19 protein-coding genes are annotated in these 22,645 nt (G+C 54.4%); 6 read left to right on the top strand and 13 right to left on the bottom strand.

Annotated elements, in window-relative coordinates; all coding sequences use genetic code 11:
* Positions 1–26: 26 nt before the first annotated feature.
* Positions 27–1,424 (bottom strand): dihydrolipoyl dehydrogenase, encoded by a 1,398-nt coding sequence (lpdA, locus tag MICA_RS03080; protein WP_014102220.1) that lies wholly within the window; start codon positions 1,422–1,424, stop codon positions 27–29.
* A gap of 196 nt (positions 1,425–1,620) precedes the next feature.
* On the opposite strand from lpdA, the gene MICA_RS03075 reads away from it, so the two are divergent.
* The gene (locus MICA_RS03075) at positions 1,621–2,706 is read left to right on the top strand and encodes a CYTH domain-containing protein (RefSeq protein ID WP_041793766.1); all 1,086 of its coding nucleotides are present in this window, start codon (positions 1,621–1,623) and stop codon (positions 2,704–2,706) included.
* Positions 2,707–2,771: 65 nt separating this feature from the next.
* On the opposite strand, the gene MICA_RS03070 is transcribed toward MICA_RS03075, so the two are convergent.
* Positions 2,772–3,395: a ribonuclease D gene (locus tag MICA_RS03070; RefSeq protein WP_014102218.1), complete on the bottom strand. Its 624-nt coding sequence runs from the start codon at positions 3,393–3,395 to the stop codon at positions 2,772–2,774.
* Positions 3,388–4,623: a hypothetical protein gene (locus tag MICA_RS03065; protein ID WP_014102217.1), complete on the bottom strand. Its 1,236-nt coding sequence runs from the start codon at positions 4,621–4,623 to the stop codon at positions 3,388–3,390. The genes MICA_RS03070 and MICA_RS03065 overlap by 8 nt, the downstream gene beginning before the upstream one ends.
* Before the next feature lie 182 nt (positions 4,624–4,805).
* Between MICA_RS03065 and MICA_RS03060 the strand changes: the two genes are divergently transcribed.
* A complete protein-coding gene (locus tag MICA_RS03060) occupies positions 4,806–5,801 on the top strand; it encodes a deaminase (protein ID WP_014102216.1) in 996 nt (331 codons plus the stop codon).
* A gap of 37 nt (positions 5,802–5,838) precedes the next feature.
* On the opposite strand, the gene odhB is transcribed toward MICA_RS03060, so the two are convergent.
* Positions 5,839–7,044 (bottom strand): 2-oxoglutarate dehydrogenase complex dihydrolipoyllysine-residue succinyltransferase, encoded by a 1,206-nt coding sequence (gene odhB / locus MICA_RS03055; RefSeq protein ID WP_014102215.1) that lies wholly within the window; start codon positions 7,042–7,044, stop codon positions 5,839–5,841.
* A gap of 190 nt (positions 7,045–7,234) precedes the next feature.
* Between odhB and sugE the strand changes: the two genes are divergently transcribed.
* Positions 7,235–7,555 (top strand): quaternary ammonium compound efflux SMR transporter SugE, encoded by a 321-nt coding sequence (gene sugE, locus MICA_RS03050; RefSeq protein WP_014102213.1) that lies wholly within the window; start codon positions 7,235–7,237, stop codon positions 7,553–7,555.
* Here sugE and MICA_RS03045 read toward each other — a convergent pair.
* The 7 genes from MICA_RS03045 to sucC all read right to left on the bottom strand — a co-directional run bounded on the left by MICA_RS03045 (position 7,542) and on the right by sucC (position 15,630).
* Complete coding sequence (locus tag MICA_RS03045; protein WP_014102212.1) at positions 7,542–8,567, bottom strand: hypothetical protein; 1,026 nt, start codon at positions 8,565–8,567, stop codon at positions 7,542–7,544. The genes sugE and MICA_RS03045 overlap by 14 nt on opposite strands.
* A gap of 58 nt (positions 8,568–8,625) precedes the next feature.
* Entirely contained in the window at positions 8,626–11,529 is a 2,904-nt protein-coding gene (locus MICA_RS03040) for a 2-oxoglutarate dehydrogenase E1 component (RefSeq protein ID WP_014102211.1), read from the bottom strand.
* A 174-nt stretch (positions 11,530–11,703) separates the two neighbouring features.
* Complete coding sequence (locus MICA_RS03035; RefSeq protein WP_014102210.1) at positions 11,704–12,327, bottom strand: hypothetical protein; 624 nt, start codon at positions 12,325–12,327, stop codon at positions 11,704–11,706.
* A 21-nt stretch (positions 12,328–12,348) separates the two neighbouring features.
* On the bottom strand, positions 12,349–12,930 hold the full coding sequence (locus MICA_RS03030; protein ID WP_014102209.1) for a hypothetical protein: 582 nt from the start codon (positions 12,928–12,930) through the stop codon (positions 12,349–12,351).
* Positions 12,931–13,057: 127 nt separating this feature from the next.
* Positions 13,058–13,939, bottom strand: coding sequence for a succinate--CoA ligase subunit alpha (sucD, locus tag MICA_RS03025; RefSeq protein WP_014102208.1), 882 nt, complete (start codon positions 13,937–13,939; stop codon positions 13,058–13,060).
* A gap of 36 nt (positions 13,940–13,975) precedes the next feature.
* Complete coding sequence (locus tag MICA_RS03020; protein ID WP_236619947.1) at positions 13,976–14,413, bottom strand: DUF2059 domain-containing protein; 438 nt, start codon at positions 14,411–14,413, stop codon at positions 13,976–13,978.
* A gap of 14 nt (positions 14,414–14,427) precedes the next feature.
* Entirely contained in the window at positions 14,428–15,630 is a 1,203-nt protein-coding gene (gene sucC / locus MICA_RS03015) for an ADP-forming succinate--CoA ligase subunit beta (RefSeq protein ID WP_014102206.1), read from the bottom strand.
* A gap of 217 nt (positions 15,631–15,847) precedes the next feature.
* Between sucC and MICA_RS03010 the strand changes: the two genes are divergently transcribed.
* From MICA_RS03010 to MICA_RS03000, 3 genes are all read left to right on the top strand, one after another.
* The gene (locus tag MICA_RS03010) at positions 15,848–18,010 is read left to right on the top strand and encodes a coiled-coil domain-containing protein (RefSeq protein ID WP_014102204.1); all 2,163 of its coding nucleotides are present in this window, start codon (positions 15,848–15,850) and stop codon (positions 18,008–18,010) included.
* A 119-nt stretch (positions 18,011–18,129) separates the two neighbouring features.
* Positions 18,130–19,152, top strand: a complete 1,023-nt coding sequence (locus MICA_RS03005) for a lysozyme family protein (protein ID WP_014102203.1) — start codon at positions 18,130–18,132, stop codon at positions 19,150–19,152.
* 145 nt (positions 19,153–19,297) lie between these two features.
* Positions 19,298–20,275 carry a hypothetical protein gene (locus MICA_RS03000; protein WP_014102202.1) on the top strand — a complete coding sequence of 326 codons (978 nt, stop codon included), beginning with the start codon at positions 19,298–19,300 and terminating at the stop codon, positions 20,273–20,275.
* A 21-nt stretch (positions 20,276–20,296) separates the two neighbouring features.
* On the opposite strand, the gene MICA_RS02995 is transcribed toward MICA_RS03000, so the two are convergent.
* Both MICA_RS02995 and mdh read right to left on the bottom strand, forming a co-directional pair.
* On the bottom strand, positions 20,297–21,421 hold the full coding sequence (locus MICA_RS02995; protein ID WP_014102201.1) for a helix-turn-helix domain-containing protein: 1,125 nt from the start codon (positions 21,419–21,421) through the stop codon (positions 20,297–20,299).
* 143 nt (positions 21,422–21,564) lie between these two features.
* A complete protein-coding gene (gene mdh / locus MICA_RS02990) occupies positions 21,565–22,515 on the bottom strand; it encodes a malate dehydrogenase (protein ID WP_014102200.1) in 951 nt (316 codons plus the stop codon).
* Positions 22,516–22,645: the final 130 nt, after the last annotated feature.

Below are 22,645 nucleotides of genomic sequence, written 5' to 3'. Positions count from 1 at the left end.
CCCGCTCTTTATTCCATTTGATCCGCTTACATATGCAGCGGACGTCCATCAACCGCCAGCGCCGCTTCCTTCACCGCCTCTTCCAAGGTCGGGTGGGCGTGGCAGGTGCGGGCGATGTCTTCGGCGGAGGCGCCAAATTCCATGGCGATGACCGCTTCGGCAATCAACGTGCCCGCTTCTGGCCCGATGATGTGCACGCCCAAAACGCGATCCGTTTTGGCATCGGCAATAATTTTAACGAAGCCTTCGGTCGCGTTCATCGCACGGGCGCGGCCGTTGGCGCTGAACGGGAATTTACCGACTTTATATTGGGCGTTGGCGGCCTTCACCTGATCTTCAGTTTGGCCCACGCTGGCCACTTCCGGCCATGTGTACACAACGCTGGGGACCAGATTGTAATCAATGTGTCCCGTTTGCCCGGCAATCATTTCGGCCAGAATCACGCCCTCGTCTTCAGCTTTGTGCGCCAGCATCGGGCCGGCAATCACATCACCAATGGCGAAGATGCCTTTTACATTGGATTGGAAATGCGCATCGGTTTTGACGCGGCCACGTTCATCACGCTCAACACCCACCGCATCCAGACCCAAACCATCGGTATAGGCCTTGCGCCCAACAGCGACCAGAACGATATCGGCTTCGATCGTTTCTGCTGCACCACCAGCGGCCGGCTCAACGCTCAACGTTACGCCTTTGCCATTATCTTTGACGGATGTAACTTTGCTGGACAGTTTGAATTCCATGCCCTGCTTGCCAAAGATTTTTTTGGCTTCCTTGGACAAATCACCATCCATCGTCGGCAGGATGCGATCCAGATATTCAACCACAGTGACTTTCGCGCCCAGACGCCCCCAGACAGCGCCCAGTTCCAGACCAATCACACCGCCACCAATGACGACCAGATGTTTCGGCACGGATTCCAGCGCAATGGCTCCGGTGGAGGACACAATGCGTTTTTCATCAATCGTGATCCCCGGCAGAGACGCCACGTCCGAGCCCGTCGCAATCACAATGTTTTTGGCGTTGTATGTTTTTCCGGCCACTTCGACCACGCCAGCGGCGGCCACTTTGCCTTCGCCCTTCAGCCAGTCGATCTTGTTCTTCTTGAACAAAAACTCCACACCCTTGGTGTTGGATTCAACCACCGCGTCCTTGTGCTTCATCATGGTTGGCAGGTCCAGTTCCGGCTTGCCCACCTTGACCCCGAAAGCGGCCAGGGCGTGCTCAGCCTCATGGAATTTCTCGGACGCCTGCAACAGGGCCTTGGACGGGATACAACCCACATTCAGGCAAGTGCCCCCCAGCGTGTCCCGCTTCTCAACACAGGCCGTTTTCAGACCCAGCTGGGCGCACCGGATGGCGCAAACATAGCCGCCAGGGCCGGAGCCGATAACAATGACATCATAAGAGGGTGCGTCGGTCATGATCCTTTTATCCACATGTAATTAAAAGAAGTTTTCGGAGTGGTCAGCCCCCTTTTTACGCGCAAAACAAGGGGATGGCGAGGGGGTTTGGACAGAATGCCGAAAAATTACATTAGATTGCCATAATATTTTATTGACTCCGAAGCCCCCTAGCCCTTATAACACGACAACTGTGAGGCCTTTCTCTTTAGGAGCAATGATGAAAAACCATCATTTAGACCTTACCGACGGGGTGGATACTTCCCCGAACGTAAAGCAAACGTTCAATGATCTGGCACGCAAAGTGTGTGAGGTCGAAATCAAGTTCCTGGTCCCGCCGTCCGCTGAAAAGGACACGGGCGTTGACCGATCCGCCTTCTCTCAAATCGACCAATATTTCCGCGAAAAAGGCTGGATCAAGCTGGAACGCCCCGGCAAGAGTCTCCTGACTCGTCAGCTCGACACCCCCGACCGCCGCATGTATGACAAAGGGGTCACCCTCCGCGTCCGTGGCGAGTGCGAGAACCGCGATCTGAAAACAGTTTCCGAAGCCGATATTTGCGTCAAACTCGGTAAGACAAAAGATGAAAGCGGCGCCGTCCGCCGTGGCGAATTTGAAGCCCGCATCGCCGATTTTGAACATTCCGACCTGAAGCCGCTCCGCGCAAAATACCCCAAAGACCAATTCCCCGAAATCCATGCCGCCCTGAAGGGTATCAGCGTCCGTGATCTGCGCGAATATTTCCGCATTGATTGCATCCGCACCCGTTATGTCGTGGAAATCCCGGAAGAAGTGACCGGCCTGAAAGGTCGCCGCTTCGTTGGTGAATTGCTGCTGGATGATGTGGCTTTCGTTTTGGACATTCCGGGCCGCAAGGGCGCACCGCTGGTCTTCCACCATGATCTGGAGATCGAGTGCGAAACCCTGTTCAAGCCCTGCGACTATGACAGCAATCCGGAAGCGAAAAACTACGTTTCGTCCCCGCTGAACAAGCATGAAACAAACATCGCCATGGCCGCCGTAAAGAAAGCTATTCTGGAGGCCACAAACAACCGCGTTGTCATCAACAATGACAGCAAGGCCGAACGTGGGTTCAAGGCGCTGGATCGTGAATTGCCGAACCTGGAAAGCGTGCTGAACACCCGCACCGGGCACAAGAAAGGCTCCAAGATCCAGAGCGCCTTCCGTCTGAACGCCAGCAACGATAACGAAGGCCCGACCAAGATCCATGATCTGTTGAGTGGTGATTACGGGTACCTGTTCCGCCAGAACCGCCCGATCGCGATGACGCTGGACATGTAATTCATCAGGACAAAAAAATTAAAACCCCGCAAGTCATTGCGGGGTTTTTTATTGACCTTCGCTGTTTAGAACGGAAAGCTCAGAATATCATCGCCCCACCACCCAGCGACGTCCATCTGCACCCGGGCAGGCAAGGTTTGCATGGCGGCCCGCATTAATGGCATCCGCCCCTCACGCTCCAGCAACACATCCAAAACATGCTTTAAACGGTGCAGGAAAATCACATCGTTGATGACATAGCGGATTTGATCCGGGGTCAGCGTATCCGCCCCCCAATAGCTGGACGTTTCGCTTTTATCAATTTTCTCGCCCAGCAAATTGCTGACCAGATCCTTGAAATCATGCGATGCGCCAAAGGTCTGGCCCAGACGGGACGCCGTGCGCGTGCAATAGACATTGGTGATGGCCACGCCCAGATATTTCAAAATCCAGCCCAGATCGAGGCGGATCATATGGCCCAGAAACAGACGGTCCGGATCAGACAGAACCGCGCGCACGTTGGGCGCGTTATACACCGCATCGGGGAATTGGATGATATGGACGTGGTCGCTGTGCAGATCGTACATCTGCACCACGCACAGGCGGTCGCGATTGAGGTTCAGGCCCATCATTTCACAATCGATGGACACGACATCGCCAAAGGTGATACCGGCAGCCAGATCGCCGCGGTGGATCGTATAATCAGCCATATTTAAAGAATCCGGCACGAAGGTCAGGTTTCGGTCGGTTCATATTAGCAGTTTCACGACGGCGGGCCAGATCTTCGACATAGATTCGTTCCAGATAATCGAAGGTCAGACCGCCTTGGTTGGCCAGAATGGTGTTCGCCAGCCCTTCAATCTTGTGCGTATTGTTGTCGCGGATGGCGGTAAACAAGGTGCGCAGGATGGGGCGGCCAGCGGCATCATCCGCCTTCTGCACGGCGGCCTCACCATAGGAAAACGGCACGTTCATCTGTTCGCACTGATATTTCTTCAGGGTCAACCACAGAACGCTTTCCAGACCATAACGGCGCACCGTTTCATAGGCCTGCACGTCCTTCATACGGGCCAGATATTGGCCCACCATGATCTTGGCGCCCTGCTGGTCGCTTTTTTGTTTTTCTTCGACCGTGACGAACTTGCCAATATCCTGTTGCAACAAAACAGAGTCGGCGTTGTTTTCACCGGCCCGTTTATCCAGCTTGCCCTGCACCTTTTGGATAAAGGTTTGATAACTGCCGAAATCACCGACACTCGCCTCGTTAAACGCCTTGGCCAAGCGGATACCGGCGGATGGAATAGCCTGACACAACGATGACAAATGACGGTCCAACGGCGAATCCCAGATAACGGAAGACCGCAGATAGCTGTTGGCCAGAATGTGCAGCGATTCCACCGCCACCATCTTTTGTCCCACATTGGAATGTGGTTGGTTCAACGCCATGGACAGGTTGTTCAATTGCGACCGCATTTCATTGATTTGCGTCGGCCCCAATGGCAACGGACCTGCATTCAACAAACGGACAGCTTCCTGGCGTAAAGTTGGCAATACCCCATTCACGTCTTGAATGGGGTATGCATCTTTCAACATATCGAACAGGAACGGGAAGCGGCGCAATTCGCGTGTGTGTTGGGCGTGAACGGCCAGATAATCGTAATCCATGATCTTCATATCGATACTGACCCGCTCGCCATGGCCCGGCACATCGATCCAGCCGGAGGCAAACAAGGCCGCAGGGTATTTTTCGGGAAGTTCAGGATAGAGAAGGATAAAATCGTAATCGGAATTTTTTTTCGGCGCGACGGACGCATCAAGCGCACCACCTTGATTCAGCACGCGGGCTTGCGAACCGCAGAGCAGGATCATGTCAGCATCTTTAAAGCGCTCGAGAATATAGGGTTTAACGTGATCTTCGAGCACCTGATCAACGGGCATTCACATCTCCGTATTACGCTGGGTCAAACCTAGGCCTTTCATAAGGAATTAGGACCAAAAGAGTCAAGAAAATTAGGGAAATTCGCCGAAAAATCGAAAAATTGGCATTTCAGCCCGATTTTCTGTATTCTTCTATCCCGTCTGATGGGACGGACCAGACAGTTAGTAGACTGATAAAAAACATGATTTTTAAGCGTCCGCAGGCCCAGACCAACCAACCCGACCCATTTGCCATGATGCAGATGGCGGTTGAAGTTGTGAATTCCAGCCCCCACCCCACCAACAAGATCGCCGCCGCCGTATCGGGCATCGACCACAATGGCAATCCGTTTGCGACCGCCGCCACCAATTTCTGGCCGGAGCCGATTCAGGCGGGGTTGGATGAAGGCACACGCATCGGCAACAGCAGCGGCACCATTCACGCGGAAACCGCGTGCCTTCTGCGCGCGCCGCGGACAGAGGGGGGTAGCATTTACGTCACCGACCCCATTTGCCCCAACTGCGCCAAGAATATCGCCGAAGCCGGGATCAAAAAAATCTTTATCGACCACAAAGGGTTTGAGAAGGATTTTGCCGAACGTCGCGGTGATGAGTTTCAAGCCATGTCGCTGGAAATTTGCAAAAAAGCCGGGATCAGCGTGTACGAAGTGCGGCGCAAGGATAAAATCCTGACGCCGATTTTGGAGATGCCGGATGACTTCATCCCAGAAAACGATAACCCGATCCGCGTTACAAAATTCCGCCGCAAGGCCGATACGGGATTTTTTACTGAAGTCATCGCCGCCGAACGCCCGCATTATATCAATGAACGTTTTGCCGTTGTTGTGGCCGAAGACCCCACCGGGAAAGGCGTTTATGTGCTGAGCGCCCGCGACCATATCACAATCGGTTACACCCATGACGATCATCCGCGTGCGGCACCGGGCGGGAAATACAATTTCATACTGGAACCGATCAATCGTTTGTTGATGAACGCATCCCGGCTGGGCCTGCGCATTATGCCCGGCTATGTGTACAGCGCGATTGTGCCCAGCCCGCGTGAATTCGTGAACATGGTTGGCGGCGGACAGACGCAATTGCTGATCGGGGATATCACCCACGCCCGGGATCAAAATGGGTTGGATGCCCTGAAACTTCTGACCGATCACGACATCGTAACCGCCGTGGAATGGAAATAATAAAAAACCCGCCATCCGGCGGGTTTTTTGTTGATCCTTAGATATCCAGCAGCAAACGTTGCGGATCTTCCAGTGCGTCCTTGATACGGACCAGGAAGGTCACCGCTTCACGGCCGTCAATGATGCGGTGATCATAGGACAGCGCCAGATACATCATCGGGCGGGCCTTGATCGAACCATCGGGCATCACCATCGGGCGTTGCTGGATTTTGTGCATGCCCAGAATACCGGATTGCGGCGGGTTCAAAATCGGCGTGGACATCAGGGACCCGAACACACCACCGTTGGTGATGGTGAACGTGCCGCCCGTCATTTCTTCCAGCGTGATTTTTCCATCACGTGCGCGCAGACCCAGGGCACCGATTTCAGATTCAATCGTCGCCATGGATTTTTCTTCGCAATCACGCACAACCGGAACCACCAGACCCTGCGGCGTGGAAACAGCCACACCAATGTCGTAGTAGTTTTTGTAGATGATTTCATCACCGGAAATTTCCGCGTTCACGGCCGGCAATTCTTTCAGGGCGTTCACAGCCGCCTTTACGAAGAAGGACATAAAGCCCAGCTTCACGCCGTGTTTCTTCTCGAACTGGTCCTTGTACAGGTTGCGCAGTTCCATCACGGCCGTCATATCCACCTCGTTAAAGGTGGTCAGCATGGCGGCATTGTTTTGGGCCTCTTTCAAACGCTGCGCGATACGCTGACGCAGACGGGTCATTTTCACACGTTCTTCACGCGGGCCAATGGCGCGCGGTGCAGCTTGAACGGCGGACGTCACGGCATTCGGTGCGCGGGCGGTCTCGATATGGTTGATCACGTCACCCTTGGTGATGCGGCCATCTTTGCCCGTGCCTTCTACGCTGGCCGGGTTGATGGCGTTGTCCGCGGTCATTTTCTGAACCGCCGGGGACAGTTTGTGCTCTTCCGTTTTCGCAGGTGCAGGGGCTGCAGCCTGGGTCGCAGCCGGTGCTGGCGCAGCAGCCGCAGGCGCGGACGGTTTTGCACCCGCATCATTAGCGATTTCGCCCAGAATGGCACCAACACCAACCGTCTCACCCGACTTCACACCGATGCTGACCAACACGCCAGCGGACGGTGCGTTGACTTCCAATGTCACCTTGTCGGTTTCCAGCTCCACGATCGGCTCATCGGCGGCGACGACATCGCCTTCCTTCTTCAGCCATTGGGCCACAGTGGCCTCGGTCACGGATTCACCCAGCGTCGGGACTTTGATTTGAGCCATGTTAAAAAACGCCTTTATAAGAAGATGTTGGACGGGCTTAATTTGGCCCGAACAGCCCCCAGCGTCAACAGTGAACACAGGGGTTTTTATGCAGTTTCGAGCATTTTATTTTCGTAATATCAGCGACAAGGGCTACCCCCACCCCATGGACAGGCTATACTGATTCCAGCCCTTATGGATGGAGCATGACATGGCATGGATTTTACTGAGTTTGGCGGGATTATTTGAAATCGGCTGGGCCATCGGCCTGAAATACACGCAGGGCTTTACCGTTCTGGTCCCCAGCGTCCTGACCTTGATCGCCATGACGGTCAGCATCGTCCTGTTGGGTCTGGCCGTACGGGATTTACCGATTGGAACCGCCTATGCCGTGTGGACAGGAATCGGGTCCGTGGGCACCGCCATTTTGGGCATTATCCTGTTCGGTGACCCGGCCACGGCGCTGCGCCTAGCCTGCATTGCCATGATCGTGGCAGGAATTGTCGGGCTAAAGGTTTTTAGTCCGGCTTAGGCGCAAGCGCGGGTGCCGCCACCTTCTTGCGCAGATTACGCAGTTCAACGCGCGCAATCTGGCTTTCATCGCTGACGCTGATATTCAACGCATGCAAAAGTCCAGTGCGTGTTTGATAGGTATGCAAGCGCGCAAAGCCCATCACCAGATACGCCCCCGCTTCGCTTGTAATCGCCTGTAACAAATGCGCCGTTTCAGCGGCCATTTTTCCATGTGCCGGCGGATCAAGATATAAACGCGGCGCGATAAATTCGGCTCCGCCATCACTGCGGCGCCAGAAGAATTTTTGCGAATCCATCACACCCGCATCGCCACGTTGATTCCATTGCGCCGGCTGATCGGCCCGTATCTCCATCAACACGGGAACGCGCGCCCCTTTATTCATACCCAACAAACGTTCGGTCAAGGCGTGAAAACGCGTGTTATCTTTGCCATCCGATGAATGACGAATAAAAAACTGATTCCACGGCAGGATATGTTTCCCCTGCACCACAACGGAATCACGAATGCGTGCCGGGTCGCCGTTTTTTAAAAGCCGCGTAATCAGATCAGATGCCGATTGCACGGCCAGCGATTCCCGGCCGACCAGACGCGGATCATCCGTCACAATGCGACGCCCATCCGCACGTTGGTAATGACGCGCGCGTTCATTAAACAATGTCGACAGCGCCGCAAGATTCAGGTGAATGCGATAACCGCGTGTGCGATCCACCTCTTCATGCTCGACATCATCATAGGTGACGATGTAGGCACAGGACGGATCATGCGGATTGCCCGGATTGGTTTTGAAATGCGGGCGTTGCCCCTGCATCGTGCCACCACACATCACGGCACTGCCACGATTGAAATGGACCTTCACGTCACAGGATGGGCAATGCAATTTCCCCTTATGCCGGTCCGGGTCATAGGCCACCGCATCCACCCGCGCCAGTGCGGTGGGCAGAACGACATCTTCAACCGTGCCATCATCCAAGACCGCGCGGGCCTTGGGAATTTTCAGGAAATCGAGCAAAAACCCCTCCGTTTTCACGAGAGGGGTTTTTACGCCAAAAGGACAGATTCTGTCAAATTTAGCCTTTGAGGGCCTCATCCAAAAACTTGGCCAGTTCCGCGTTGTGACGCTTCATCAAGCCTGTGGCCGGGGCGGCAGCCTCTGGGCGTCCGGCGTAACGCGGACGGCTGGATTTGTGTTTGATGGATTTCAAGACATCTTCGATCCGGCGATCAACGAAGTGCCAGCCGCCTTGGTTATACGGCTCTTCCTGGCACCAGATCACTTCGGCGTTCGGATATTTGGACAATTCTTCGCCCAAGGCTTTCGCCGGGAACGGGTAGAATTGTTCCAGACGCAGGATGATCACGTCTTTCTGACCGCGCTTTTCACGCTCTTCAAACAGGTCGTAGTACACCTTGCCCGAGCAGATGATCACGCGCTTGATGTCCTTCGGCTTGTTCATCTGGTCCATCGCATCATCCCACAGAATACGGTGGAATGTGGATTGTCCCGTCATCATGGATGCCGGTGACACCGCCAATTTATGACGCAGCAATGATTTCGGCGTCATGATAATCAGCGGCTTGCGGAAATCACGAACCATCTGGCGGCGCAGGATGTGGAAATAGTTGGCCGGGGTGGTGCAGTTTGCCACCTGCCAGTTATCTTCCGCACAGTTTTGCAGGAAACGTTCCATGCGCGCGGAGGAATGTTCCGGCCCCTGCCCTTCGAACCCGTGCGGCAACAACATGACCAGACCGGACATGCGCAACCATTTGGTTTCAGCGGATGAAATAAACTGGTCAATCACGACCTGTGCGCCGTTCACGAAGTCACCGAACTGCGCTTCCCACAGAACCAGCGTTTTCGGATCGGCCAACGAATAACCGTATTCAAAGCCCAGAACGGCCGCTTCGGACAGCGGGCTGTCATGCACTTCGAACGTGCCCTGATTGCCACCAATATGTTGCAGGAAGCAATATTTGCTTTCATCTTCCTGATCCGTCACAACAGCGTGGCGTTGCGAGAATGTCCCGCGCTGGCAATCCTGACCGGACAAACGGACATTATAGCCCTCAGCCGCCAAGGAACCGTACGCCAACGCTTCCGCCGTGGCCCAATCAAACCCTTGGCCGGTTTTGAACATGTCGGCCTTGGCTTCCAATTGACGGGCAATTTTAGAATTGATGTTGAAATTGGCCGGCACGGTCGTCAGCGCCTTGCCCAATTTTTGCATCATCGCATCATCAATCGCGGTCACACCACGGCGTTCATCGCCACTGGCAACCTTCAACCCGGTCCATGCGCCTTCCAGGAAGTCCGCTTTGTTCGGCTTATAGGATTTGGTCGCTTCGAACGCTTGCTCCAGATAGGTGTTGAACTCATCCACCATCGCTTTGGATTCAGCTTCGCTCAATGTGCCGTCGGCCACCAAGCGGTTCGAATACATGTCACGCACAGACATGTGGGTTTTAATTTTTTTGTACATCAACGGCTGGGTGAAGGCCGGCTCATCCCCTTCGTTGTGGCCGTAGCGGCGATAGCAGACCAGATCGATCACCACGTCCTTCTTGAACTCCTGACGGAATTCGATGGCGATACGGGCGGCGTGGACAACGGCCTCCGGGTCATCGCCATTGACGTGGAAGATCGGCGCAGCCAGCATTTTCGCAACGTCGGTCGGGTACGGGCCCGAACGGCTGTATTGCGGCATGGTGGTGAAACCGATCTGGTTATTGATCACAATGTGAACGGTGCCACCGACGCGATAGCCGCTCAGTTCCGACATCATCAACGTTTCGGCCACAAGTCCCTGTCCGGCAAAAGCGGCATCACCGTGCAACAGGATCGGCAGAACCTGCGTGCGGTCCTTGTCACCACGCTGTTGCTGTTTTGCACGCACCTTGCCGATCACAACCGGGTCGACCACTTCCAGGTGGGACGGGTTGGCGGTCAACGACAAGTGCAAAGTCTTGCCATCAAATTCACGATCGGTGGATGTGCCAAGGTGATATTTCACGTCGCCCGATCCCTGAACATCATCCGGGTTGGCCGAATTGCCCTGGAATTCCGAAAACACTGCCGTGAATGGCTTGCCCAGAACATTGGTCAGTACGTTCAGACGGCCACGGTGCGCCATACCGAACACAACTTCCTTCACACCCAGTTGCGACCCGCGTTTCAAAACCTGTTCAATTGCCGGTACGGTGGATTCGCCACCATCCAGACCGAAGCGTTTCGTGCCCACATATTTAACGTGCAGGAACTTTTCGAACGATTCCGCCGCCGTCAAACGTTGCAGAATGGCACGTTTTCCCTCAACCGTGAAATCGGTTTGGTTGCGCGGTGCTTCAATGCGCTGCTGGATCCATGATTTTTCGGCCGGGTCGCTCAGGTGCATAAATTCAACACCCACAGCCCCGCAATAGGTTTGGCGCAGAGCCGTGACAATTTCGCGCAACGTCGCCGTTTCAAACCCCAGAACACCATCAATAAAAATCGGGCGATCATAATCGGAATCGGAAAAACCGTAATGCGCCGGGTCCAGTTCCGGGTGGTATGTTTTTTCTTTCAATTCCAGCGGGTCCAGATTGGACAGCAAGTGACCGCGTGCGCGGTAAGCCCGCACCATCATCAAAGCACGAATGGAATCCAGCGTTGCACGACGCACATCATCGGTCAGTTCCGCAGATGCGGCCGGTGCCGATGCCCGCGCGGCGGATGATGCCACCGTCATGCCCACAACATTCCCGGTATTAGAGCCAAAGGCGCGGCGGCTGCGTTTATTTTCATCGGGGGTCCAGCTGGCGCCAGCCAAATCCTGCAACACAGCCAGTTCGTTATCGTTCAAATCCTGAAAAAAGGCTTTCCAGCTCGGATCCGTTTTCTCCGGGCTCTGCATGTAACGGGCGTACAGATGCGCGATATATTCCGCGTTCATCCCGGTCAAAACACTCATTTTCGCTGTTTCAGAGGTCACGATTTTTCACTCTCGGTTTGTTGTCGTCATTACTGGTGTGTGCCCCCGACGGCCCCGGCACAACAAAGGGTATAGTATTCTGCCACGGACTATAGCACCGCCCATGGTTAAAAAAAGGGTACGGCGCGGGAATCCATAGGAAAACCCAGTCCATCATATAATTATGAAAATATATCAGGTGTGCGGAATCGTTTCGCCCGTGTGCAAGGTGGCTTTTTCCACCTGCGCCACCAGATCGGCCCGCAGGGCCTCGGCCAATGTATTGAGGGCGATGTCTTCCTCATAGCTGATGTTCAGCAATTCGGACGATGAATAATGTTCCCCGCGCACGATGCCCAGCAACCCGTCCACCATGATGCCCAAACGGCGATAGAAGCGCGCGGTCCAACTCTCGTTGCGGTCATACTCGCGATAGGCCTTGGCCACGTCGAGACCAATTTGCAGCAGGATACCTTTGAACGCATCAATATCGCGTTGCTGAATTTTTCCGGATGGAACCACATGCGACAACATCAAAACGGTGTTGCGGCATTCACCCGGCACCGTATCCAGATGCTCGCCCCAATTGCGCCAATCGGCCCGACGGGCAAAGGTTTCGACCATCACTTCATGCACGAAGGCGGATTCATACATCCCCTTCGCCTGGGCCTCGATCAAATCGTGCAGAACTTTTAACTCTTCGGCATCGGCTTTGTTTTCACCCTGGGAATCGCTGCTGCTGACGAACAGGCCGGCGCGATACGGCAACGCGACCAACAGATCGAGGTCATGTCCGTTAAAATGCTCCAGATAGGCCATGGCGTTGCTCTTTCCTTTTGATCAAGCGGCGTTGGGTTCACGTGCTTTGAACAAGCGTCCGTCCAAATCCAAGGCCTCGGCCAGACGGTCGAGTGCTGCCTGTTCGGCTTCTGAAATATTCAGGATTTCATCCAATGACCGTGGCGGACGCCCCATCATCATCGACCGGACCTTTTCAGAAACCAACCGCGTATAGACATTCACGCGCCCCGACAGGCTGTCATCCCCGTTTTCACGATAAGCCAACGCCACGTCGGTCGCGATTTCCATCAGGTTTTGTTTGAAAGACAGAAATTCCTTGCGATCCAGATGATCGGCCAGCAACTGCACGGCCTTGCGGCATTCCTCGGGCACCAGATCAATGTCGCGGTTCCACGTGCTCCACGCATTTTTGTGCGCCACAGTTTGTTCCATCAAAGCCTGAACAAATTCGGATTTCAGGAAATCTTCGGCAAAACCGGTGACAATTTCGTGCAGGGCTTGCATCTCGGCCTCATCGGCATCGCCACCGCCCGTGGAATCACACTGGCTGAGCCACAGCCCGGTGCGATAGGGCAACGCGATCAACAAAGCTTGCTGGTCTTCAGAAAATTGGTCGAGCATTGGTGGCCATCCCCCATTCGGTATAACCCTTCGATTCTACCATAAAATGCGGGGAATAAAACCGGATACAAAAAGCGGCGAAACCCGTGGGCTTCGCCGCTTTTTATTAAAATACGAATGATCGCGCTTAAGCGGCCTTTTTCATGGCTTCCTGAACGGCCTGACCCAGGCTGGCCGGGCTGTCGGCAACAACGAAACCAGCGGCCTTCATGGCGGCGATTTTCGCTTCCGCCGTGTCGGCACCACCGGAGATAATCGCCCCGGCGTGGCCCATACGCTTGCCCTTCGGCGCGGTCACACCGGCGATGAAACCAGCGATCGGCTTTTTGTTGGTCAAGGATTTGTAATATTCCGTCGCATCCACTTCGGCACTGCCACCGATTTCGCCGATCATGATGATGGCTTCGGTTTCCGGATCGTCATGGAACATTTTCAGGCAGTCGATAAAGTTGGTGCCGTTGACCGGATCACCACCAATACCGATACAGGTGGATTGGCCCAACCCGGCGGCCGTGGTTTGTGCCACAGCCTCGTATGTCAGGGTACCGGAACGGGATACAACGCCGATTTTGCCACGCTTGTGAATGTGGCCCGGCATAATGCCGATTTTGCATTCATCCGGCGTGATAATGCCCGGGCAGTTCGGTCCGATCAGGCGGGTGTTGGACCCATCCAGCGCACGGCGCACGCGCACCATGTCCAGAACCGGAATGCCTTCTGTAATGCAGATGGCCAGTTCGATACCGGCATCAATGGCTTCCAGAATGGCATCCGCCGCGAACGGTGGCGGAACATAAATCACGGATGCGTTGCATCCCGTTTCTGCTTTCGCCTGAGCCACCGTGTCAAACACGGGCAGGTTCAAGTGTTTCGTGCCACCTTTACCCGGGGTCACGCCGCCCACCATTTTCGTTCCGTACGCAATGGCTTGTTCCGAGTGGAACGTGCCCTGTGCGCCGGTGAAACCCTGGCAGATCACTTTGGTATTTTTATCGACAAGAACGGCCATAAGCCTACACTCCAAATTTGTTACTGGTTGTTTCGATTACTGAGCCGATGCAGGTGCCTTTTTCTGCATCTCGGCAATCACGGCATCCATCACGGCTTTTTGAATCGTCGGCATGATCTCATTCATATAAGCCGGCATCTTTTTCATGATCGATTTGCCCGTCGCAGACGTATAGAAGTCGGCCAGTGCATTGATTTCCTCAACCGTGAAATGTTTGGCCATGGCATCAATCATCACCGCGTCCAGATTGGCCGCATTGACGGAATTGCGAATGGCCGCAATATCGGCTTCGGTCAGGTTGATTTGTTCGTTGGATTTGAACTGGTCCAACATTTCATCAACCATTTTCTGGGACGGAACAGCCTCAACATAACGCTTGGCCGCCGCTGTGGTTTCCGCAGTCTGGGCCATAGCTGGCGTGGTCGCCAGCAGGATCGCCAGAACGGACAAAGACAGGATTTTTTTCATGCTCATGATCCTTTTCGTGATTAAGCGGCCAGCGCTTTTTTCGTTGCATCCACGACCTTCTGGGCCGCATCGGCCAGATTATCCGCGGACGTGATCGGCAAACCGCTTTCGCGCAGAATTTTCTTACCCTGCTCAACGTTGGTGCCTTCCAGACGAACGACCAGCGGAACCGACAGCGACACTTCCTTCGCCGCGGCGATAATGCCGTTGGCAATGATGTCGCATTTCATGATGCCGCCGAAAATGTTGACCAATACGCCCTTCACATTCGGATCAGACAGAATGATCTTGAAGGCTGCGGTCACGCGTTCGGTCGTTGCACCGCCGCCCACATCCAGGAAGTTTGCAGGTTCACCACCATACAGTTTGATAATGTCCATGGTTGCCATGGCCAGACCGGCGCCATTGACCATGCAGCCAATGTTCCCGTCCAGGCGGACATAGGACAATTCCCAATCCTTGGCCAAACGCTCATTCTCGTCTTCCTCGGCTTCATCGCGCAGATCGGCAATGTCCGGGTGACGGAACAAGGCGTTGTCGTCGAAGTTCAGTTTGGCGTCCAACGCCATCACTTCGTTTTTGTCGGTCACGATCATCGGGTTGATTTCAACGATCGAGCAATCCATGTCCACGAATGCTTTGTACAGGGACATGAAGAATTTTTGCGCGCTCTTCAGCGCATCGCCGGACAGGCCCAGACCGAAGGCCAGCTTGCGGGCGTGGAAGCCCTGCATGCCCGTCACCGGGTCAATCGCACAGCGAATGATTTTTTCCGGGTGGGTTTCGGCCACTTCTTCGATATCCATGCCGCCTTCGGTGGACACCATGAACGTCACGCGGGACGTTGCGCGGTCCAGAACGACGGAGCAGTAATATTCTTTTTGAATGTCCACACCGTCGGTGACGTACAGGCGTTGAACCTTCTGACCATCCGGTCCGGTCTGCTTGGTCACCAGAACCTGGTGCAGCATCGCCTCGGCGGCGTCTTTCACATCATCAACCGTTTTGCACAGACGAACACCGCCCTTGCCTTCCGGATTGTTTTTGAATTTACCGGCGCCACGGCCGCCCGCATGGATTTGGGATTTTACAACATACAGCGGACCTGGCAGTTGTTTCGCCGCGGCCACAGCCTCGGCAACCGTCATGGCCGGAATGCCCTCGGGCACCAGAACGCCGTATTTTTTCAGCAGGGCTTTGCCTTGATACTCATGAATATTCATTTGGACCCCGTTTGGATCAGGTGGGTTATCAGACTAACCCCAGAGATTTACCACCCGGCCCCTCTTTTGCAAAGCTGCAAAGCCCGCTTCAAACGGCTGTCCCCGGCTATCTTCCTGTTTGAATAGATAAAATTTTAATAAAACTTGATCTTTTAACATAATATTATTCGTTTTTGTGCATGATGGGGGCGTGTGAGTACACCCCGGGGGATATGAAGTGGCAGAATCAGGCCAAACACCGAACCAAACCAACGCTGTATATGATGTCGAACGCGGCACCTATCGCCGCATCTTCAATGAATCGACCACAACCATCGGCATGAAGGGGGCCGAGGCTGATCGCGCGTTGTTCGATACCGCCCCGCTGCAATCGGCGCGACGCGCGATGGAATTGGGTAACGATGCGGCCGCACAATCCCAAACGATCCCGAATGAAATCAACAGCGCGACCAATATCGCAGCGATTGACAATTCCGCGCCCCAGGCCGCCGCGACAAAAGACAGCGCACCGTCAGCATCCTCACAAGGAACAAACCAGAATAATAACGCGGCTTCCGAAGCCAGCGGCCCGGATCAACAGGCCATTCAGATTGAAGCCCTGAGCCCGATTTTTGAAGCACAGGTGAAAACACCGAATGCGCGCACCATCGCCGCCGAAAACGTGATGGATGCCGTTTATGAATCACAACACGGTCACAAGGGATTACGTGAATTAAACGCGATGGAAACCCTGGCCGAACGCATGGGCACGACCGGACCGGTGAATAGCAGCGTGCGCGGTGGCCAGACCCAGGCCGAGCAGAAAGAAAAAGAACGCACAGCCCAGGCCATTCGTTACAGCCAATATATCCGCCAGCTGGAAGAAAACGTCCGCCAGAACCAATTGGCCGTCGAACAAGCCCAAAAACGCCTGAACGAAGCCAACGAACGTGTCGCGCAGGCAGAACGCGAAGTGGAAGAAGCCGAACAAAATGTTCAGGCCGCCGAACAGCGCGTCGAGCGTTTGAACGAAGACGTCGTTGTTCTGGATCAAAAGATCGCAGAAAACGCAGAACAGCGTGCCGTTTTGGAAGCCGAGGGCGAACAGCTCAACAATCAGATTGACGTTCTGGAAGAGCAAGAAGCCAATACCCAGCAGGAAATCAACCAGATCGACGCCCAAATGACCGTGTTGGACGGGCAAATGGCCGCGAACGAGGCCATGGTTGAAACCAACCAGCAAATTCTGGAAGAAAATCTCGACAAGTTGAACACGGCCAAAGAAGAGCAGATGGCCGTGGCAACCGATAACTCCGAGGTTTTCCGCCGCCTGAACGCGATGGAAGCCAACGCACCGCGCGACCCGGAAAATGGCGACAAACTGTTCGTCAATGAACAGGGCCAGATCGTCAACCAAAATGGCGATGTGAAGGACATCTCCAAAGACGATCTCGACAACGCAAATGCCCTGTCCTCTTTCGAACGCTACAGCAACTTGAAACAACAAAGCGGCGATAACCTTGACAAGTTTATCAACAAAACCGTCGAAATTGATGATGCAAAAACGCAGGCCGAACAGGCGCAAAACACAGTAAACGAAAAAACAGCCGAAAACGCGCAGCTGAGCGAACGTCGTGTCAGCCTTGAAGAACTGCGCGGATACTACGAAGAAGGCATGGTGGGCATTCGCCAGGAAATCGGCAATTTGAAAGCCGACCTCGCGGAAAACCAAACAGAATTGCAAAACGTTGTTAGCGCAGGGGAAGCCCTTGCTCAGGCGAAGCTGAAAAAAGTTGAAGAGCTGGGCATTGCAAAGGGTGACCTGGCCCAGGCCAAAGCCGAATTGATGGAAAAGCAGGGGAACCTGACCGCCGCGCAGCAAGAGCAATTGGAAGCTATTCAAGAACTGGAAACAGCAGAAAAAAATCTGGCCGAATCCCAGCAAAAACTGGAGAATGCCAACAACAGCGCCGATGCCCAAATCAACCAGATGAATGATTATCAGGCCTGGTTAGAAAACACGGATACGCGCGAACAAATTTTAAGCCAGCAAATCGACCGCACGCAAATTTTGGATAAAACGCCGGAATCATTGCGCACCTATGTCTCCACATCGATGGACAATACAAAACGCCTGATTGACGAACGTTATGGCATGGCCCCGGAGCGCGAAATGGTCGCATCGACCGGCAATGATGCCGCAACCAGTCGCGTGGGCACATCGGCCGCAAAATCCGACATTGATCCGGGCATGGACATGAACAGCGCCTTTGCCGCCGCAGCCAGCCCGAATCAACCGACTGCGGCCACACCGCAAGTGCCGGGCGCTGATATGGACATGACCGAACAGACCCGCCGCGCGGGCCTGAACGGCCAAACGATGAGCATGGGGATGGCCTGATTATAAAGCCGGAAAAGTTTGACAAAACAGGGGCTTTTTCGATATTATGGGGGCAATCACAGACAGGAAGAGCCTGACAGAGGCCCCAATAAATAGAATAAAAACAAGGGTGTAGGACTATGGTGGTAGATACAACACAAAACACAGCCCAACCCGCCCCCGTACAAAACGGGGTTGATCCGCGCAAGCTGACGCAGGGTCCCCAGCAAGTTGCCCCCGCCATGGCCTATGGCCAGCTCGGCTTCCTGCAACAGGTTCTGGCCCAGATCCTGATGTACTTCATGTCATTCCTGGATCCTGAAAACGGCAGCCAAACCGGCCTGAACAAATTGTTCGCCGGTATCATGGGCATGGATGACACCCAGTATCGCGGCTGGCGCAATGATGTAAAAGCGCATGACGGCGAATGGGAAAGCCGCACAGATTTTAGCAAGACAGACTTCAGCAAAGCACGCGCCGTTGTTCTCAACCCGCCGCAGAACCTGCTGGACCTGATTTCCACGGGTGAACACAGCCAAAAAAATCACGAGACTGGCCAATCTTACAACACGGCCTTTGGCAACCGCCATGTGAACTTCACCGGCATGACGATTAACGAAGTTCTGGCCTGGCAAAACAACGACCCGGGCAACTCCGCCGCGGGCCGCTACCAGATTATCGAGAAGACCCTGCGCGGCTTGAAAAATGAAATGGGCCTGAGCGGGAACGAAAAATTCGATCAGGATATGCAGGATAAAATGGCCGGTGTTCTGATGGAGCGCCGCGGCCTGAGCAAATTCCTGAACGGCGACATGAGTGAAAGCCAATTCATGCGCAACATGTCCATGGAATGGGCCTCCCTGCCAAAAGATATGGCCGGGAAAAGCTATTACCATGGCGATGGGTTGAACAAAGCGCACGTGCCGCCGCAGGCCGTTGTGGCCGTTTTACGTGCCGAGCGTGAACAGCAAGTGGCCAATGCCCTGACCCGCGAAACGGGCAGTGCTGCCAACAAATACGATCCGGATGGTGCCGTGAAGGTGTCTGCGCAACCCGTCAGTTTGGCCTTTGCCAAACCGGCACAAGGAATCGATGCGGCACAGGATCAAACACCCGATCCGCAGCGCCCCGCCCCGGTCATTCCGGCACTGGCCATCCAATAACGGTCCAGAAAACAGTTTAAAAAGCCCGTCTTTCCCGGCGGGCTTTTTTATTTTTTAACATCTACAGTTTAGAATTGTTCGCAGATCGAAAAAAAGAATCCAACAAGGGGGAGAGCAACCGCCGCGTCAATCAGAGTATAAGCCCATGGCAACAGACAAAGACAAAAACACCGAAGCCAATACACAAGCGAAACCAATTGATTTCACCCCTGCACGCGCCGTGGTCCAGGATGGCGGAGTCATAACACCCCAATCCCTTCCCGATGATTTAACCGACCGCCAGGCCCGCGTTATGAGCGTGCTGCCTGACGCCGCCGCAGCCACAGGCGTTGCGCCGGAATTGCTGGTCGGCATGTGGGGCCGCGAAAGTGAATTCAGCACACACGACACAATGACCAGCCCCACAGGTGTGAAAGGTGATTTTCAGGTCAGCCGCGTCGCCGTCGTTGAAACATTGGCCAAAAACGGTGGTGAAATTGCCGAACGGCTCGATGCGCAAGGCCTCAAAAAGCAAGCGGATAAAATTGAAAAAATCCATGAAAAAGCCAAGGATATGGATGGGGATGAGATTCGGTCTTTCGTCAAAAAGAACGGAAACCTGATCGATTCACTGCGCGAAGCACCGGAAGCCACAACATATACCGCCGCCTTTTACAGCAAGGACATTGCACAAAAACTGGATGTCGACCCCGCCGAACCGGACAGCTTCCCCATCGTTTATGCTGGTTACAATATCGGCCCGGGGAATGCGCAGAAATTACAGGACGGCAAAGCCGCATCCGGATGGGAAGTGGACGCGAACAAAGGCCTGGCCGGAAAGGCCTCCGCCGATAAACAAATTTCATCCTATGAAAAGGCGATTGAAAAGAAGCTGGAAGATCCGACAGGCCAGAAAATGCTGTCGATCGTCGAAGATGTTCAGGAACAAGCCTGCAGGCCTGGAAAAAGTGCTGCCGCCACATACGCACCAGAGGGAGAATTACAGGCCAGCATGCCCGCACTGCGTACCGCGTTTTCCATCGCGGCGTTGGGTGATTATCAACGCGCCGGCACGACGGTCGACGCAACAATGGAACAGCAATTCCGCCAAGCCCCCATCGCCCCACCGATGCCGGGAGCATAAAACAGATTACAATTGTCTTGATTACGGCTGCGACACCGGTGCGGCTGGCCTGGCCCGGCCCAGCGCGCGGTCCACTTCATCCAGCCGGGACAGATCAATCCGACGATGGTTTTCACACCACGCCAGAAGCGTTTGCGTTTTTAACAATCCACGCCATGCCAGAATGTCGTCTTTCTGATTTTTCAGGGATTGAATACGGTCAAAAATACCGGTTTTTCCATTCACCGCGTCACACATTTTGATATGCGTTTCTGCATGATCCAGCATCCGGTTTATGGCCTTGCGCATATTCATCCGCACACCATCAACCGTTACCGCACCGGTTTTGAACAACCGTTCATGCATCGGCCCGAACATGTCCGGCACATCATTGATCACGCGGCGAACATGGTCAAATCCATGTTCATGGCTTGTGGCCCACATGCGGTTTAACGCCGTCAAAAAATTATTCGACCCATACAGCGTCAAGCCAAAGGACAGCAGATCATCATAATTTTCGTTGCATACGGATTTGCAATGATTGATCAACGCATATTGTTCATCCACCATATCATCCAGTGCAAAAACATAATGATCCAGGGCCGCATCCATCAAGCCGCGCGGATCGTCCGCCCGCAGCCAACGACGCATATCCCCATCAACCGATCCGAGAATGGGGCGTATACACACCGCGCCCTCTGCCGTTTTTAATACATCCAATCCTGTATCGCCGTGGGTTTGCATCATCCATGCGGCGCATTCATGCTCCATGCGTAACCGATCAACAGCACGGCGACGATCGGTACGGCTGGCCTGATTGTTGGCGGCCAGATCGTGCAGGGTTTCAATCATCACACGTGGCAGGGGCGAATGGGCTTTTTCATCCTGTAAATCCAACGGATGGCAACGCAAGGCCGCGCAAAAATCTTCGATCGTCTTACGGCTGGGGCGGACTTTCCCCTGTTCCAGGGCCACATAATCTTCGGCCTTTATTCCCATGGCGGTAGCGGCCTGTTCGGGCATCATGCTGGCACGCGCGCGCACCCGTTCAAACCCGGTGGCGTAAACGTCATGCGACAGACGCCCAGCGCAATTGAATTTGCGTTTGACCAGATCGGGGTGGCCCGATGCATGCTCTGTGGTTTTGTGATAATTGACGTGTCCCACGGCCCCAAATCCTACATTTTTATTATTATGTCTAAACAGTGCCGAATTTTACCGGCTTTGGCAAGAAAAAGGGGGCTGACACAGCCCCCTTCCCCGCAAAATCCTGAAAAAATCAGCCTTTCAGCCGCTTTTCCCCACGGCCCTTAGGCCGCTTTTTCCATCGCCGCAACCAGGCTCTTCACCGCACTGACGGAATGATCGAACATCGACTGCTCTTCGGCGTTCAGCTCGATCTCTACGATCTTTTCAACACCGTTTTTACCAATCACAACCGGTACGCCGATATACAGCCCCTTCACGCCATACTGACCATCCAGACGGGCGGCACACGGCAGAACGCGACGTTTGTCCTTCAGATAGCTTTCCGCCATCGCAATCGCGCTGGATGCCGGAGCATAGAACGCGGAACCGGTTTTCAGCAGGTTGACGATTTCGGCACCGCCGTCGCGCGTGCGCTGAACGATCGCGTCCAGTTTCTCTTGCGTGGTCCAACCCATTTTCACCAGATCAGGCAGCGGAATGCCGGCCACACTGGAATACCGCACCAGCGGCACCATCGTGTCGCCGTGGCCGCCCAGAACGAAGGCGTTGACATCCTCAACCGACACTTTGAATTCTTCGGCCAGGAAGTGACGGAAGCGTGCGGAGTCCAGAACGCCAGCCATGCCAACGACTTTGTTCGCCGGCAGGCCGCTTGCGCGCTGCATCACTTCAACCATCACGTCCAGCGGGTTGGTGATGACGATCACGAATGCGTTCGGTGCGTATTTTTTAATGTTGGCACCAACGGTGTTGATCACGCCGGTGTTGATCCCGATCAGGTCATCACGGCTCATCCCCGGTTTACGCGGTACCCCGGCGGTGACGATGACGACATCGGCATCCTTGATCACTTCGTAATCGTTGGAGCCGGAATATTTCGCATCGAACCCTTCGACCGGGGCGGCTTCGGCAATGTCCAGCGCCTTGCCCTGCGGCACACCTTCGGCGATGTCGACGATGGCGATATCGCCCAGTTCTTTCATGCCCGCCAGCAAGGCCAGCGTACCGCCGATTTGTCCCGCACCCACCAGGGCGATTTTGTTCCGTGCCATGATCTTAAAGACTCCCTTTGTCGTTCTGTTTGGTAAGAAAAACCTGATCACAGACATAGCCCCTTCGCGCACGACAAACAAGGGCAAGGGCGCAAGAACCCCCTGCGCCCCGCGTCATGTTTTACAGAAT

The organism is Micavibrio aeruginosavorus ARL-13, from assembly GCF_000226315.1.
GTDB classification, from domain to species: domain Bacteria; phylum Pseudomonadota; class Alphaproteobacteria; order Micavibrionales; family Micavibrionaceae; genus Micavibrio; species Micavibrio aeruginosavorus_B.
This window is presented reverse-complemented; position numbering and strand designations above follow the sequence as displayed.

What these genes read in the sequence shown, in the direction of transcription:
- lpdA (WP_014102220.1), bottom strand. Translation starts at nt 1,424, where the DNA reads ATGACCGACGCACCCTCTTATGATGTCATTGTTATCGGCTCCGGCCCT.
- MICA_RS03075 (WP_041793766.1), top strand. Translation starts at nt 1,621, where the DNA reads ATGATGAAAAACCATCATTTAGACCTTACCGACGGGGTGGATACTTCC.
- sucD (WP_014102208.1), bottom strand. Translation starts at nt 13,939, where the DNA reads ATGGCCGTTCTTGTCGATAAAAATACCAAAGTGATCTGCCAGGGTTTC.
- MICA_RS03060 (WP_014102216.1), top strand. Translation starts at nt 4,806, where the DNA reads ATGATTTTTAAGCGTCCGCAGGCCCAGACCAACCAACCCGACCCATTT.
- MICA_RS03070 (WP_014102218.1), bottom strand. Translation starts at nt 3,395, where the DNA reads ATGGCTGATTATACGATCCACCGCGGCGATCTGGCTGCCGGTATCACC.
- MICA_RS03065 (WP_014102217.1), bottom strand. Translation starts at nt 4,623, where the DNA reads ATGCCCGTTGATCAGGTGCTCGAAGATCACGTTAAACCCTATATTCTC.
- MICA_RS03030 (WP_014102209.1), bottom strand. Translation starts at nt 12,930, where the DNA reads ATGCTCGACCAATTTTCTGAAGACCAGCAAGCTTTGTTGATCGCGTTG.
- MICA_RS03035 (WP_014102210.1), bottom strand. Translation starts at nt 12,327, where the DNA reads ATGGCCTATCTGGAGCATTTTAACGGACATGACCTCGATCTGTTGGTC.
- MICA_RS03020 (WP_236619947.1), bottom strand. Translation starts at nt 14,413, where the DNA reads ATGAGCATGAAAAAAATCCTGTCTTTGTCCGTTCTGGCGATCCTGCTG.
- odhB (WP_014102215.1), bottom strand. Translation starts at nt 7,044, where the DNA reads ATGGCTCAAATCAAAGTCCCGACGCTGGGTGAATCCGTGACCGAGGCC.
- mdh (WP_014102200.1), bottom strand. Translation starts at nt 22,515, where the DNA reads ATGGCACGGAACAAAATCGCCCTGGTGGGTGCGGGACAAATCGGCGGT.
- sucC (WP_014102206.1), bottom strand. Translation starts at nt 15,630, where the DNA reads ATGAATATTCATGAGTATCAAGGCAAAGCCCTGCTGAAAAAATACGGC.
- sugE (WP_014102213.1), top strand. Translation starts at nt 7,235, where the DNA reads ATGGCATGGATTTTACTGAGTTTGGCGGGATTATTTGAAATCGGCTGG.
- MICA_RS03000 (WP_014102202.1), top strand. Translation starts at nt 19,298, where the DNA reads ATGGCAACAGACAAAGACAAAAACACCGAAGCCAATACACAAGCGAAA.
- MICA_RS03005 (WP_014102203.1), top strand. Translation starts at nt 18,130, where the DNA reads ATGGTGGTAGATACAACACAAAACACAGCCCAACCCGCCCCCGTACAA.